We start from the raw sequence: 14,003 nt of genomic DNA, 5'->3' as shown, positions 1-14,003 counted from the left end.
GACACCCCCGCTCCGACAGCCGCTGACCACTCGGTCACCAGCCGTCACCACACACCCGAAACCGTCACACGCTGCGGTCGCACTGAATGTTTGCGTGCGAAGGCGTCCGTCTCCGCGTCCATCTCTTCCTTGTGCCCGCACGCGGAACAGCCGCCCGTGCGCCCAACCGTCCTTTGCTCCCAGTGTGTTGACCGTAGGATCGGAATCCCGCCCCGGCTGCGCCGGCCGCCGCCGGTCCCGAGCCGACGACCGTCAGGAGAGCCCCGTTGAACATCCCGCCGATACCGGGGCAGGCCACCGCGCACCGCATGGATCCGGCCGGCGGGTGCCCGCACGCCGACAATGCCCGGCTGCTCGCTCGGGGCGCTGTGGCGTCCGTCGTGCTGCCGGGCGATGTGCCGGGGGTGGCAGTGCTCGGGCATGACGCCCTGAAGGAGTTTCTCGCCCACCCCGATGTCGCAAAGGACGCACGCCACTTCACCGCGCTGACCGAAGGGCGGATCCCCGAAGGCTGGCCGCTGCGTACGTTCGCCACCGTGCAGGGCATGACCACCGCCGATGACGCGGACCACCGGCGGTTGCGTGGGCTGGTGAGCAGGGCGTTCACCGCCCGGCGGGTGGAAGCGCTCCGGCCGCGCATCGAGACCCTCACCGCCGAGTTGCTCGACCGGATCGACGCGGCGGCCGAGGAGGGCGACGGGACGGTGGACCTGCGTGCCGGGTTCGCGATGCCCCTGCCGATGGGCGTCATCTGTGAGCTCCTCGGCGTGGACGGCCGGTATCAGGACCGCCTGCACCATCTGTCGAACCAGATCGTCGCCACTGACATCGGGCCCGTCGAGGCCATGGCTGCCAATCGGGAACTGGTGGAGTTGCTGAGCACCGTCGCCGCAGCCCGCACGGAGCAGCCCGGCGACGATCTGACCAGCGCACTGATCGCCGCCCGCGACGACGGCGGAGACCGGCTCGGCCGGCACGAACTCATCGGCACCCTGCTCCTGATGATCATCGCCGGTCACGAGACCACGCTGAATCTCGTCACCAACGCCGTACGCGCACTGTGCACCCACCGGGACCAGCTCGACCTGGCCACTACGGGCCGCGCGGATTGGGCCGACGTGGTGGAGGAGACACTGCGCTGGGACAGCCCGGTCAGCTACTTCCCGTTCCGATATCCGACCAGCGACCTGACCCTCGACGGGACGGTCATTCCGCAGGGCACCCCCGTACTCGCGGGATACTCGGCCGCCGGACGCGACACGTCCGTACACGGTTCCGACGCCGACCGGTTCGACGTCACCCGGCCGTCCAGGACAACGGCGGCCCGGCACCTTTCCCTCGGCCACGGGCCGCACTACTGCCTGGGAGCGCCGCTCGCCCGGATGGAGGCGACGATCGCGCTGGAGCAGCTGTTCCGCCGCTTCCCGGAGCTGGACGTCACCGTGCCCGACGAGAAACTGGTGCGCCATGCCAGCTTTGTCGGCAACAGCGTGCGGACACTGCCCGTACGGCTCCGCCCGGACACGGGCTCCGTCGCGGGCTGAGGCCAGGCACCGCACGCAGCGGTGCCGCCCGAGCCCCCTGTGATCGACGGGCCGTGGCCGAGCGTTGTCCTGCTGTGCCACCGGCGGTGCGACATCCGTTCCGTACGCGTCCGCCTGCCCCGAGGGCGCGTCGAGGGGCTGGGCCGCCGACCCGGCCGCGGGAACCGACAGGCCACCGGCCCCCGGGTGCGGCTACGGGTGGCCGGTTCTCAGTCTTCGGGGCGCCGCGGACCGTCAGCCAGCTGCCCCGGGCATCGATCGTGAGGGCTGCCGGGGAATAATCGCGGCGACACGCGTGCCATGGATTGTCCCTTGATGAGGGTAAATATCGCACGCTGGCACGATCGTGCTCGGTCTCGCGAGCGGAGCGCCGGCCTCCTGGCCGTCGGATGAAGTTACGGATCTGGAGCTTCTCGATGGGCGGAACTGTCTCGCTGGTTCTGTTGCTGCTGTTCTTGTGGGGCCTGTGCTCGCAGCGGGTGGAACGGGTCGAGTTGACCGCTCCGGCCGCGTTCGTGCTGGTTGGACTCGTGCTGGCGACATGTCTGGGGTCGATGGATCTGGCCCCGTCCAGGGAGACGGTCCAAGGGCTGGCGGAGATCTGCCTGACCTGGATCCTGTTCGCCGACGCGGCCCGGTTGTCGTTCCGGGTCCTGCGACCGGATCTCGGCCTCTACCTGAGGCTTCTGCTGATGGGGTTGCCCTTGTGCATCGGGCTCGGGGCGCTCCTGGCATCCGGCCTCCTTCCTGGCGTCAGCGGCTGGGCAGCCGTGTTCGTGGGCGCCGCGCTCGCCCCCACCGACGCAGCGCTCGGAGCCTCGATGATGTCCAATCCCGTGGTGCCCGAACGCATCCGCCGCTTGATCAACGTAGAGAGCGGCCTCAACGACGGCATCGCCACTCCCGTCGTTGTGGTGGCGCTGGCCGGGGCCGCGGGTGCCGCCGGCGCCGGCCCTGGAGCCAACGGCGAGGCGGTCGTGGAACTCGCCATCGGTCTCGCCTACGGCGCGGCGCTTGGTCTGGTCGGGGGGTGGCTGTTGCGGTCGGCGCTGAGCAAGGGCTGGGCGGCCGAGGAGTTTACGGGCCCGGCCGTGCTGGCCCTCGCCCTGCTGTCCTATCTGTCCGCCATCGCCATCGGCGGCAACGGGTTCGTCGCAGCGTTTGTCGCGGGACTGGCATTTGGCACCGCCTACGGCGATGCGTCGCCGTCGCAACTGCTGTTCACCGAGCAGTCGGCGTCGGTGCTCTCTTTGCTGGTGTGGCTGCTGTTCGGGGCGGTTCTGGTTCCGGCCGCCGTCCCGCACATGACGTGGCAGGCCGTCCTCTACGCGGTGCTGAGCCTGACGGCGCTGCGGATGGTGCCCGTGGCCCTGTCGCTGCTCGGCACGGGGACGGACCGTGCCACGGTTTTGTTCGTCGGCTGGTTCGGCCCCCGGGGGCTGGCCACGATCATCTTCGGTCTGCTCGCGCTCGAGGACCTCGCCCCGGCCGTCACGCACCAGGTCCTTCCCGTGCTCATCTGCACAGTGCTGCTCAGTGTCCTCGTCCACGGACTCAGCGCGGGGCCGCTCGCGCGACGCTACGGGGCAGCCACGGCCGCCGGAGATACTGAACGGCCGGAGCCGTCGCCGCACACCGTCCCTGTCCGACGGCTCACGGGCAGCGCAGACGCAGCCAGACGCAGGGGTTCCAGCAACTGATTCCCCATGCGGTGGTCAAGCCCGCTCGTGACCGACCATGGTCACCTCACCCGAGGCCGGCAGCACGGGTCGGTGGACTGCTCTCGAAGGGACGGCCGTCGCGCAGGAGTGCCCACGCGACGTTCAGGCGGCGGCGTGCGCGGGCGAGGACGGGCTTGCTTGTGGGGCCTCTTCTCGGCCCTTTTGCGTTGGTAGAACGACTTTGAGACGGGGCAGTGCTGGGATCGCGACTCGCCAGAGCGGTGCACAGTGCGGTGCTCGACGGCGCACTGCGGCAACCTTGACCTCTCACCGCCCCCGCCGACACACGGCGCGGCCGACGAAGGGACCACGCTCTCATGACGTCCACACCTGTCCACGCCACCTCCGAGCGGCCGACCGTGGCCGTCCTCGGTACCGGGATCATGGGATCAGGGATGACGCGCAGCCTGCTCCGGGCGGGACTCGACGTCCGCGCCTGGAACCGTACACAGGCCAAGGCGGCCCCCCTGGCCGCCGACGGTGCCACAGTCACCGAAACGGCGGAGGAAGCCGTCCGTGGCGCCGATGTCATTGTGACGATGCTCAAGGACGGCCTCTCCGTCGCTGCCGCGCTCACTGCCGCCGCGTCGGGTGTGCGCAATGGGCAGATCCTGCTGCAGAGCTCCACCGTCGGAGTCGATGCCACGACCGAACTCGCCCAGCGGGCGGCGGACTTGGGACTCGTTTATCTCGACGCCCCGGTCGCCGGAACCAAGCAGCCCGCGGAACAGGGCGCGTTGACGGTCTTCGTCTCCGGCCCATCCGCTGTCCGGCCGTCGGTGGAGCCGGTGCTGGATGCGATCGGGCAGCGCACGGTCTGGGTCGGCGAAGTACCGGGCGCCGCCTCCCGGCTGAAGCTCGTGGTCAACACCTGGGTGATCAACCTGGTAAGCAGCATCGCGGAGTGTCTCAACCTCGCGGAGGGACTGTCCATCGACCCGCAGTCGTTCCTCGACGCGATGAAGGGCGGCCCGCTCGACTCCGCCTATCTCCAGGGCAAGTCCGCGGCGGTCCTCTCCGGCGACCTCACCCCCAGCTTCACCCTGTCCACCGCGCTCAAGGACACCCGCCTCATCCTCGAAGCCGCCGAACGGTCCGGGGTGAGTCTGGACCTGGTCGCCGCGTCGGCCGCCCGGTTCGAGCGCGCGGAGGCGGCCGGCCACGGCGGCGAGGACATGATCGCCACCTACTACGCGGGCCGTCCGGTGGAGAAGGCCGGCGACTGACCGTCGCCGACCGCAGAGGGAGCCGGGGCCACGCGCTCCGTGGACCCGCCGAACGCGAGGAACGTGGTGCGCGAGGCGAGCAGCCAGACGCCGTCGACCTTGCGGAACGTGTCCTCGTAGTGCCCGATATTGGCGGGCAGCCGGGGCAACGGCAGGCTGTCGCTCGCCCCGTCGATCCGATAGGTCGCGAAGTACGTCGTCGACGACGCGGTCGTCGCCGAGTCGACCGTGACGAGGATGTTCGTACACATCCGCCGCGAGAGCCGGTCTGCCGGCCGGCCGCCGAAATAGTCACGCAGTGCCTCGCGCCCCACGATGCGGCGCTCGCCGCCGGGCCATTCCCACGTGCCGTCGGCGGTGAACAGCTCGGCGACCGTGCCCGGGTCTCCGAGGTCGAGCCGGCGGACGAACTCGATGACGAGCCGTTCGCAGGCCCGCTCGGCGAGCAGCAGTTCAAACTGGCTCAGGGATGCAGAGGAGTTGTTCGACATCCCGAAGTCCCTATCAGTCCGGGTCACCGCCGTGCCAGAGCATTTCCGCCGGCCGCCCGGGCCCGTCAGACGACCTGTACCCCGTGCCGTACGACCGCGTCGAAGAGATAGCCCTGCGTGTTGTGGACCGCGACGTCCGGCTGCGTACGGCCTGTCCGGTCCGTTGCCCGCGCCAGCAGGACCGCTGGACCCCGCTCCTTCGGCAGCCAGTCGGCCGACCAGCGGACCCAGCTTCCGCTGCGGGGCTCGTCGCGCAGCCGGGCTCGTCGCCACCGGGCACCGCCGTCGGTGCTGATCTCGACGACGCACCGGCGCCCCGCCCGGCCAGGAACGTCCCGTGAGCACCTGGCGCCGATGCGCGGGCAGCGACGCGCCGGGTGCCAGTTCGAAGGCGCTCTTCAGCGTCTGCCGGGTCAGCGGCGCGCTGCCCTCCGGCGGGTACGCGGGACCGAACAGCCGGTAGAGACCGGTGTTCCACGGGGAGAGCAGGGGCTGCGCACTCACCTCGATGTCGCCGACCCACTTGATGTTCGCGATACCGACCCAGGACGGCACGATCAGCCGCACGGGGTACCCGTGGTCGGGCGGCAGGGGCTCGCCGTTCATCTCGTACGCGAGAAGCACGTCGTCCAGCGCCTTCGCGACGGGCAACGGCCGCCGCACCCGTCCCAGGTGGGAGTCGTCGCTGCGGCATCGGCCGCGCGTGCGTCAGCTGTTCAGCGGAGAGCGCGGCTACACGCCGCGGACGCTACGCGTCCCAGATCGACGTGGCGCCGCGAGACGAGAGTCGAGGTCGCGGACATGCCGGGAGCGTGTCAGCGGCTCGGGTGACCGTCAACTCCGCTTCTGTACGGCTGCGCTGTCCGCGGCGAAGGCCCCGGGCCCGGAGCGGGCGGCGGCCGGCACATTGCCCCGAAGTTGTCCACATAACGTCTGACCTGCGCAGTCGTCTCCATTCACAGAGGTGTGCGGAGACCGGCGGGGGCAGGCGGTGGCGGGTGCAAGGGGCCCGCTCGATTTCATCGGGCCGCAATGCAGGGGAGGGAGGCGGCGGCAGGAACCGCGCAGAACCGCCCCACCGGTACGGGGGAGCCCGGTGGGGCGGTCGCCACCAGACTGCCACAGGCGGCGGCCGAATGGGGCCCGACCGGCCCGTATCCGTGGGGAGTTGAGTCGAAATCGATCCCGGACCGGATGGCGGAGGAGTCCCGCGTCGTGCAGTAGTGGCTGCTGAGCCCCGAGAAGCGGGCCGTGTCCCCCGTCTCCAGCAGATGAGGGACGTCGTCCACCACCAGCTTCACCTGGCCGGACATCACCAGTACGTACTCCACACCCCGATCCGGATTCATTGCGACCCTGTGAACAGTTCACCGCCCGGGAATACATGCATGCCGCACGGAGCTTGTGCAGCTGTAGCCGGTAGCGGCTGCCGAGGCGGCCGATGCCATGAACCGGAGCGAGGAGCTCATGCCCAAGGCGTACGTATTCACCCGCAGCGGCGGACCGGAGGTGGAAGCCTTCGTCGAGCAGGAGGTGCCCGCCCCCGGACCGGGGGAGCTGCTCGTCGCGGTCCGTGCCGCCGGGGTCAACCCTGTCGACTGGAAACTGCGCAACGGATACACCAGGCCCGGCAGCGCGCCGCCGCAGTTTCCCGCCGTGTTCGGCAGCGAAGCGGCCGGGGTGGTCGTGCAGGTCGGCCCCGGTGTCGAAGGATTCGAGGCCGGGGACGCGGTCTTCGGCAACCCGCTGACCGGTGGTTACGCCGAGTACACCCTGCTGCCCGTCGCGGTCACCGCGCACAAGCCGGACAGCCTGTCGTTCACCGACGCGGCCGCGCTGCCGGTCGCGGCGGCCACGGCGTACGACGGCATCCGCCAGCTGGACCCCGCACCAGGATCGACCCTGCTGATCAACGGCGCCGGAGGCGGCGTCGGTGTGGCCGCGGTCCAGCTCGCACGCCACTTCGGGGTCCGGGTCATCGGTACGTCGAGCGCGGCCAAGAAGGACTTCGTCGAGGCGCTCGGTGCCGTGCACGTACCGTCGGGACCCGGAGTCGTCGACCGCGTGCGGGCGGCGGCCCCGGACGGGATCGACGCGGTCTACGACCTGGTCGGTGGCGAGGCCCTGCGGGCCGTCGCGGAGCTGGTCACGGACCGGAAGCGGCTGATCAGCGCCGGCGGCAAGCCGCTCGCCGTGGAACTCGGCGGGGCAGCTGTCGTCCGGGCCCGTACCGCCGCCGTCCTCGACGAAGTGGCCCGCCTCGCCGTCAGCGGCGCCTTCAGGACGTACGTGACGCAGACCTACCCGCTCGCCGAAGCGGCCGCGGCGCTGCGTGCAGTGGAGAGCGGACACACCCGTGGAAAGATCGTGATCGAGGTGACCGCCGCATGAGCGCTCCGCACTCGCACCCGCTGGACAACCCGTCCCGCGCCTCGCTGACCGGACCGCACGCCCATTTCGCCGAGCGCAGGGGCCGCATCCTGCGCTACCCGATCGACGTCTCACCCTGGCTCGCGCTGCCGGACAACCCGGACGCGGAGGACTGGGCGGACATCGCTGCACTCGCCGGCCCCGGAGCGTCCGTCAGCCTCAATGCGCTGCGTGAGCCGCCGCCCGGCGACTGGGAGATCACCTTCTGCGCGGAGGGCGTCCAGCTCGTCGACGACGGGGTGGCTGCGGCCCCGGACCCGGAGGCTGTCCGCCTCGGCCCGGCCGATGTGCCGGAGATGCTCGACCTGGTCGCACGGACCCGCCCGGGACCGTTCCTGCCGCGTACCGTCGAGCTCGGCACCTATCTGGGCATCCGCCGCGACGGGGCCCTCGTGGCCATGGCGGGGGAGCGGCTGCACCCGACCGGCTGGAGCGAGATCAGCGGCGTCTGCACGGACGAAACCGTGCGGGGCCAGGGGCTCGCCACCCGGCTCGTCCTCGCCGTCGCCCACGAGATCAGGGAGCGCGGCGAAACGCCGTTCCTGCACGCGTCGGCGGCCAACACCAACGCCATCAGGCTCTATGAATCGCTGGGCTTCCGGCTCCGGCGCCGGACATCGTTCCTTGCCGTCGTCGTACCACGGGACGTGCCGGTGTCGGACCGGACCCGCGGCGCGGACGACACGCAGGCGGCGGCGCTGCGCTGACGGAGAGCCGCCTCTCCTGAGGTCCCGGCCCCAGAAGGTCCCGGGCCGAAGTAAGGACCTTCGGCCCGGGACTTCCGGACCGAAGGCCGCTGGTCCGACCGCCCCAGGACCTTTGGCACGGCCCATGGGGCCGTAAGCCTCGTGTGCCGAACGCCGGATTCCGGGTGCACTGGGAGGTGAGCGCCGGGATCGGGCCGGCGTCTGCAGGAGGAGGCAGTGCAGTGACGATCGGGCTCCAGCGCTCCGCGGCCGTACGCAGTGCGGCGCTGCCGGTGACCGATGTCGGGGAGGCCGAGGCCTCCGCGGCCCGGGTCGGGAACGCGGCGCTGTTCGGCGGCCTTGCCCTGCTGACCGCGATGATCGTCGTCCTCGACCTGATGACCGGCAACGACCTGCGCATCGTGCCTCTGCTGGTCGTCGTGCCCGCATTTGTTTCGGTCTTCGGCACCATCCGGCAGACGGTGGGCGTCGCCGCCTGGATCATGGTCGTCGTCGTCACCTCACGGCTGGTGTCCGGCGGGACGTTCTGGGATCTGGCCAGCGGCGTCGTCTTCACGGTGCTGGCCTGTGGTCTGGGCGTCGGTTCCTGTTCGCTGCGGATCCGCCACGCCACGGAGATCGCCAGACTGCGCACCGCGGCCGTCGCTCTCCAGCGGCAGATCCTGCGCCCGCTTCCCATTTTGACCGGCCATGTCGTCGCCCATGGGGTCTACGCCCCGATCGAGGAGGACCGGCTGGTCGGCGGCGACATCTACGAGATCGTCGAATCACCGTACGGAACACGAGTGATCATCGGCGACGTCCAGGGCAAGGGGATCGCGGCCATCGGAGCGGGGTTCGCCGCGCTCGGCGCGTTCCGGGAAGCGGCCATCCGCGAGCCCACCCTGACCGGGGTGGCGGACGCCCTGGAGGACGCGGTTGTCCGCCACAACACCTTCTCCGCCCAGACCGGTGAGACCGAACGCTTCGTCACTGCCCTGATCCTCGGTATCGACGGCGGCGACCGGGTGCAGGCCGTGAACTGCGGCCATCTGGCACCCCGGCTGCTGCACGACGGTGCGGCCGCAGCGGTGCCGCTGCGGCAGACCTCCGTCCCGCTGGGCATGGCCGAGCTCAGCAGCGAGCCGCGGGTGGCGGAACAGCTCGACTTCCCGTCCGGCGCGACGCTCCTGGTCTTCACCGACGGAGTGACCGAGGCCCGCAACGCCGACGGCACCTTCTACCCGCTGGACACCCGCCTCGGCCGCTGGGCGGGGCGAGGGTCGCGTGAGGTGCTGGACGCCCTGTATGCGGACCTCGATGCCTTCACCGGCGGCGTACGACGCGACGACATCGCGGTGCTCGCCCTGCGCAGGACGCCGGCGCGCAACCGCGGGCCCGTGCCGGACGGCGGGGGTGCGCGGCGCGCCGCGCAGACATTCGCCGAACGATAGGCCACGGGCCGGCCCCTCGGCGACGGCGTCACCGGATTCCCGGTCGGCGAGTCCGTCGCGGTCTACGGCCCGTGGGGCTGCGGTACCTGCGCCAAGTGTGCCGAGGGCAAGGAGAACTACTGCCTGCCGGCCAAGGAACTCGGCATCGCCCCGCCGGGACTCGGTGCGCCCGGAGCCATGGCCGAGTACATGATCGTCGACGACCCGCGCCACCTGGTGCGGCTCGGCGGCCTCGACCCGGTGCGGGCCGTGCCGCTCACCGATGCGGGTCTCACCCCGTACCACGCGATCAAGCGCTCGCTCGCCGAGCTGGTGCCCGGTGCCACCGCCGTGGTGATCGGCACCGGCGGCCTCGGCCACGTCGCGATCCAGCTGCTGCGCGCCATGACGGCCGTCCGCGTCATCGCGCTCGACGTCAGCGAGGAGAAGCTCGCCCTGGCCCGCACCGTCGGCGCCCACGAGACCGTGCGGGCCGTCGCCGATGCGCGACGGCCCGCACCCATGTACTCAGGACGGCTGCACACCACTCGGCGGGCCGGTGAGTCCGGGTGAACGGAGCCCGTGGCTAGAGGTGTGCGGCGAACTCCACATAGGACGCGGGCAGCACGCGGATGCTCCGCCCGGGGAAGTCGATGTGCCGGTAGATCTCGTTGTGGTGCGCGATCGACTGCCTCGGCGAGACGTAATCACCGGAGTCGGGACGGACAGACGTGGTGTGCCCGTCGGCAACCAGCACCACGTCGTACCGGTGGCTGAGCGCCTGCCGTGCCGTCGTGTCCACGCAGATCTCGGTTGCGAACCCGGTGACGACGACCTCGGTGACTCCCAGCCTCTTGAGGGTCTTGTCGAGATCGGTGTCCAGGAAGCTGTCCGCGCTGGTCTTGTGGACGACCTCCTCGTCGGCGGAGGGCGTGAGTTCGGGCACGATCCGCCAGCCTTCGGTGCCGGCCTCCATCCCGTTGCCCCGGTGCTGAATCGTCACGACCGGCACGCCGGCGGCTTTGGCACGTTCGCGGAGCCCGGCGATCGCGGCGACGCTCTCGGCGGCCCGGTACGCGATGGCCACCAAGGTGTTCTGCATGTCGATCACGAGGAGCGCGGAGGCGTGCGGCATGGACCCACGGTAGCGGCCTCCTCCTGGCAGTGAGGTGATCTTGGAGAAACGGCCCAGGCAGGCCCTCCCCGCGACGTCCGGCCGTCAGCGGGATGCGGGCGGGGCCGTCCGTATCCGTATCAGCGCGGCCCCGAGCCCCAGCCAGACGGTGGCGAACAGCCATCCGGCCGCCACGTCCGTCGCCCAGTGCACTCCGAGCAGAACCCGGCTCACCCCGACGGCCACGGCCCAGCAGCCGAGCAGGACGGCTACGGCGGTGGCGCCGGTGCTTGTGCCGGAGGCAGCGGTACGGGCCCGGCGTAGCTGTGCCCGGTGGCCGGTGGCAGCCACCAGCAGACCCGCCATCAGCGCGGATGTCGTCGCGTGCCCGGACGGGAAGGCGAACCCCGAGGCGTGCGTCGCCCAGTCGCCCACCGCCGGGCGGGGTCGTCCGATCGCTTCCATCAGGCCGAAGCGCAGCGCCTGACCGAGCAGCAGAAAGGCCAGGGCGCCTGCCGCGTACCCCAGGCGGTGGCGCATGTCCCAGCCGGCTATCAGCCCGGCGGCTGCAGCGGCGGCGTACGGGAACACGCCCGTACCCGTCGCCGTGACGATCCTGGCCACGGTGACGAGAGCGGTGGGCCGATGGTGCAGGGACCAGGTGTGTGCGGCCCGGTCGATCGGCAGCACAGACCCGTGCCGGGCTGTGAGGACCACCGCGGTCAGGCCCACGAGTCCGACGACCCCGATCAGTACGGCCCCGAGCGCTGTACGGATGCGAGGTGCGACCGGCCCCCCGGCGAACCGGGTCTGCCCCGCCGCCGGGGCCTCCCCGGTCACCGCGCCGCCACCAGCGGACGCAGTCGGCTGTCCCGCAGCCGCGCAACGGCCGGAGCACCGCGCCGGGCGGCGACCGTCAGCGGCAGCGCGACGAGCGCACCGGTGATCAGCCCGATGAGCACATCGTGCGGATAGTGCACCCCGATCCAGACCCGTGACACCGCCATCAGCAGCGCCGCAGGGACAGCGATCGCACCGAGCCGACGGTCGGTCACCAGGATCGCGACCGCCGCCGCTGCCGCAATGGCGGCATGGTTGCTGGGGAAGGACCAGTCGCCCAGCGGCGGGCACGCCTCCACGGTGACCGCATGCAGGGTCTGGCACGGCCGCTGTTCATGGACGGCGAGCTTCAGCAGATCGTTGGCCGCATACGCGGCCACCACGACCAGGGGGACACAGAGCGCCATGGCCGCGCGGGCGGGGTCTCCTGAGCGGGACCGCCACCAGGCCGCGAGCATCAGCAGGGCGAAGAGTCCGAGACCGTAGTCCGACCAGGCACGGATCGTGGAGTCCAGAGCGGCGGGGGAGCGCCGGGCGAGCTCGGTGATCGAGGTGTAGAGGCCGCCGTCGAGCGAGGTGGCGGCAGCGGCGAGCAGCATCAGCTCCGGTCTCCTTCGACGGCGCGCCGGGCGCGCGAGCGCAGCAGCTCGGCAGCGAGCGGGATGAGGGAGACGAGGACCACGACGGCGACGATCGGAAGCAGATAGCGGTCGACATTCGGCACCGACGACCCCAGCCCGTAGCCCGCGAGCACCAGCCCGACCGTCCAGATCGTGCCGCCGACGATCTGCCAGAGCGCGAACAGCCGGGCCGGCACGTTCAGCGCCCCGGCCAGGGGGTTGAGCACCGTACGCACCACGGGGACGAAGCGGGCCAGCACGATCGCCCGCGCATGGCCGTACCGGTCGAGCAGCTCCTCCGCGCGGGCCGCGCCCTCGTGCAGCCTCTTGGCCCGGCTCCGGGCCAGCAGGGCGCGGCCGCCGCGGCGCCCGATCCAGTACCCGGTCTGTGCGCCGAGCAGCGCGCCGACCGCAGAAGCGATGAGCACCTGGGGCAGGGCGAGATGGACCGGGCCGTGTGTGCCGGGCACGCTGAGCAGACCCGCTGTGAACAGCAGGGAGTCGCCGGGGAGGAAGAAACCGACAAGCAGCCCTGTCTCGGCGAACAGCACGGCCGCGATGCCGAGCACGCCGAAGGTGGCGAGCAGTGACCCCGCGTCCAGCAGGTTCACCGCTTGCGGCGCGGCCGCCAGTGAGGATACGGACACGGCGGAGGGCCTCCCATAATGGTGAGCGGGCGTACCGACGGGACGCCCGACTGACTACAGTGATGTAGACGGTCTACATCACTGTAGACGCCCGAAGCGGGAGGAGAGTTCCCATGGCGCAGGCGCAGGGGATATCGAGCGGGGATCCTGACCCCCGCGCGCACGCTCAGACGAGCCCTCGACCGCACGGCCCGGGCCCGGGGTCCGGGTCGGCACCCAGTGCGGAGCGGCGGCCGGCCGGTGAGCTGGAATCCACCGTCCTGGCGGCCCTCTGGGCGGCCGATGCCCCGCTCACCCCCGGCCAGGTGCAGGGCGCCCTCGGCGCACCCCTGGCCCGCACCACTGTCACCACGATCCTGACCAGGCTGTACGAGAAGGGCACGGTCACCCGTACCCGGTCGGGGCGAGGCTTCGCGTACACCCCCACCGAGGACGCGCCCGGCCTCACCGCCCGCCGGATGCACAGCGAACTGCAGAAGGAGGAGGACCGCGGCACCGTGCTGGCCCGATTCGTCTCGCAGCTCACCGACGCGGACGAGCAGCTGCTCCGGGAGCTGCTCGACGGAGACGCCCGATGATCTACGCCGTGTGGGTTCCGCTGCTGATGCCGTTCGTCGCGGTCCCCGCGGCCCGCCGCCTGGCGGACGCCCTGTCACCCGTGCACGCCGCGCGGCTGCTCGCCTCGACGGCCGTCGGCCTCGCGCTGTGCAGCACGCTCGCCCTGATGCTGCTGGTGGTACCCGGCGCGACCCGGCTCTCCGCCGTGGCCGCGGTCGGCGAACTCGTGAAGCCGCTTGCCGACGCCGCACCCGCCGTGGCCGTCCCGCTCGCAGCCGCCGCTGTGGCGCTGCTGGCCGGGTGTGCCGCCGCGGTCGCCCGTACCGCCCGCCGCCACTGGGCGGAGCTGCACCGCGCAGGCGTGCCGGCCGACGCCTCGGGAGGTGAACTGGCCGTGCTGCGCGACAGCCGCCCCGACGCCTATGCGCTGCCCGGACTCCCGGGCAGCCCCGGCCGGATCGTCGTCACCACCGGAATGCTGCGGGCACTGGAACCCGCCGAACGCGACGCCCTCCTCGCACACGAGCGCGCCCACCTCGCAGGCCGCCACCACCTCTTCCTCGCCGCGGCCGAACTGGCCGCCCTCTGCCACCCCGCGCTGCGCTCCCTGCGCGCACCCATCGGCTACGCGCTGGAGCGCTGCGCCGACGAGGCGGCGGCCGCGGCGGTCGGCGACCGGCGGGTCGCGGCGCG

15 protein-coding genes and 2 pseudogenes are annotated in these 14,003 nt (G+C 71.6%); 9 read left to right on the top strand and 8 right to left on the bottom strand.

Annotation, left to right across the window (positions count from 1 at the left end):
- The first annotated feature begins 308 nt into the window (after nt 1-308).
- The 3 genes from ABZV38_RS36565 to ABZV38_RS36555 all read left to right on the top strand — a co-directional run bounded on the left by ABZV38_RS36565 (nt 309) and on the right by ABZV38_RS36555 (nt 4,491).
- Complete coding sequence (locus tag ABZV38_RS36565; RefSeq protein WP_356332763.1) at nt 309-1,544, top strand: cytochrome P450; 1,236 nt, start codon at nt 309-311, stop codon at nt 1,542-1,544.
- Between the two features lie 416 nt (nt 1,545-1,960).
- The gene (locus ABZV38_RS36560) at nt 1,961-3,244 is read left to right on the top strand and encodes a cation:proton antiporter (RefSeq protein ID WP_356332756.1); all 1,284 of its coding nucleotides are present in this window, start codon (nt 1,961-1,963) and stop codon (nt 3,242-3,244) included.
- Between the two features lie 338 nt (nt 3,245-3,582).
- Nucleotides 3,583-4,491 (top strand): NAD(P)-dependent oxidoreductase, encoded by a 909-nt coding sequence (locus ABZV38_RS36555; protein WP_356332755.1) that lies wholly within the window; start codon nt 3,583-3,585, stop codon nt 4,489-4,491.
- Here ABZV38_RS36555 and ABZV38_RS36550 read toward each other — a convergent pair.
- The 4 genes and pseudogenes from ABZV38_RS36550 to ABZV38_RS36535 form a co-directional block, all read right to left on the bottom strand.
- Nucleotides 4,455-4,982, bottom strand: a complete 528-nt coding sequence (locus tag ABZV38_RS36550; protein WP_356332754.1) for a nuclear transport factor 2 family protein — start codon at nt 4,980-4,982, stop codon at nt 4,455-4,457. The genes ABZV38_RS36555 and ABZV38_RS36550 overlap by 37 nt on opposite strands.
- A gap of 65 nt (nt 4,983-5,047) precedes the next feature.
- Nucleotides 5,048-5,657 (bottom strand): annotated as a pseudogene (locus ABZV38_RS36545) (molybdopterin-dependent oxidoreductase); the annotation flags it as partial.
- Between the two features lie 41 nt (nt 5,658-5,698).
- Nucleotides 5,699-5,785 carry a putative leader peptide gene (locus ABZV38_RS36540; RefSeq protein ID WP_356332761.1) on the bottom strand — a complete coding sequence of 29 codons (87 nt, stop codon included), beginning with the start codon at nt 5,783-5,785 and terminating at the stop codon, nt 5,699-5,701.
- A 216-nt stretch (nt 5,786-6,001) separates the two neighbouring features.
- A complete protein-coding gene (locus tag ABZV38_RS36535) occupies nt 6,002-6,331 on the bottom strand; it encodes a cupin domain-containing protein (RefSeq protein WP_356332753.1) in 330 nt (109 codons plus the stop codon).
- A gap of 118 nt (nt 6,332-6,449) precedes the next feature.
- Between ABZV38_RS36535 and ABZV38_RS36530 the strand changes: the two genes are divergently transcribed.
- The 4 genes and pseudogenes from ABZV38_RS36530 to ABZV38_RS36515 all read left to right on the top strand — a co-directional run.
- Entirely contained in the window at nt 6,450-7,373 is a 924-nt protein-coding gene (locus tag ABZV38_RS36530) for an NADP-dependent oxidoreductase (RefSeq protein WP_356332758.1), read from the top strand.
- The gene (locus tag ABZV38_RS36525; protein WP_356332752.1) at nt 7,370-8,119 is read left to right on the top strand and encodes a GNAT family N-acetyltransferase; all 750 of its coding nucleotides are present in this window, start codon (nt 7,370-7,372) and stop codon (nt 8,117-8,119) included. The genes ABZV38_RS36530 and ABZV38_RS36525 overlap by 4 nt, the downstream gene beginning before the upstream one ends.
- Nucleotides 8,120-8,340: 221 nt before the next feature.
- Nucleotides 8,341-9,552 carry a PP2C family protein-serine/threonine phosphatase gene (locus ABZV38_RS36520; protein WP_356332751.1) on the top strand — a complete coding sequence of 404 codons (1,212 nt, stop codon included), beginning with the start codon at nt 8,341-8,343 and terminating at the stop codon, nt 9,550-9,552.
- Between the two features lie 15 nt (nt 9,553-9,567).
- Nucleotides 9,568-10,014: pseudogene (locus ABZV38_RS36515) on the top strand (alcohol dehydrogenase catalytic domain-containing protein); the annotation flags it as partial.
- A gap of 103 nt (nt 10,015-10,117) precedes the next feature.
- On the opposite strand, the gene ABZV38_RS36510 reads toward ABZV38_RS36515, so the two are convergent.
- From ABZV38_RS36510 to ABZV38_RS36495, 4 genes are all read right to left on the bottom strand, one after another.
- Nucleotides 10,118-10,666: an isochorismatase family protein gene (locus ABZV38_RS36510; protein ID WP_356332750.1), complete on the bottom strand. Its 549-nt coding sequence runs from the start codon at nt 10,664-10,666 to the stop codon at nt 10,118-10,120.
- Between the two features lie 84 nt (nt 10,667-10,750).
- Nucleotides 10,751-11,485, bottom strand: coding sequence for a phosphatase PAP2 family protein (locus ABZV38_RS36505; RefSeq protein WP_356332749.1), 735 nt, complete (start codon nt 11,483-11,485; stop codon nt 10,751-10,753).
- Nucleotides 11,482-12,084, bottom strand: a complete 603-nt coding sequence (locus ABZV38_RS36500; RefSeq protein WP_356332748.1) for a phosphatase PAP2 family protein — start codon at nt 12,082-12,084, stop codon at nt 11,482-11,484. The genes ABZV38_RS36505 and ABZV38_RS36500 overlap by 4 nt, the downstream gene beginning before the upstream one ends.
- Nucleotides 12,084-12,752, bottom strand: coding sequence for a DedA family protein (locus tag ABZV38_RS36495; protein ID WP_356332747.1), 669 nt, complete (start codon nt 12,750-12,752; stop codon nt 12,084-12,086). Before ABZV38_RS36495 ends, ABZV38_RS36500 begins: the two co-directional genes overlap by 1 nt.
- Before the next feature lie 113 nt (nt 12,753-12,865).
- Here ABZV38_RS36495 and ABZV38_RS36490 point away from each other — a divergent pair, with 113 nt between their 5' ends.
- The gene (locus ABZV38_RS36490) at nt 12,866-13,330 is read left to right on the top strand and encodes a BlaI/MecI/CopY family transcriptional regulator (protein WP_356332746.1); all 465 of its coding nucleotides are present in this window, start codon (nt 12,866-12,868) and stop codon (nt 13,328-13,330) included.
- A partial coding sequence (locus ABZV38_RS36485) for a M48 family metalloprotease (protein ID WP_356332745.1) occupies nt 13,327-14,003 on the top strand: 677 nt, incomplete at its 3' end. The genes ABZV38_RS36490 and ABZV38_RS36485, both read left to right, overlap by 4 nt.

Origin of the sequence: Streptomyces sp. NPDC005181, from assembly GCF_040608395.1 — a bacterium.
Lineage (GTDB): Bacteria > Actinomycetota > Actinomycetes > Streptomycetales > Streptomycetaceae > Streptomyces.
The sequence above is the reverse complement of the archived record's forward strand: the minus strand, read 5'-3'. Positions and strand labels throughout refer to the sequence as shown.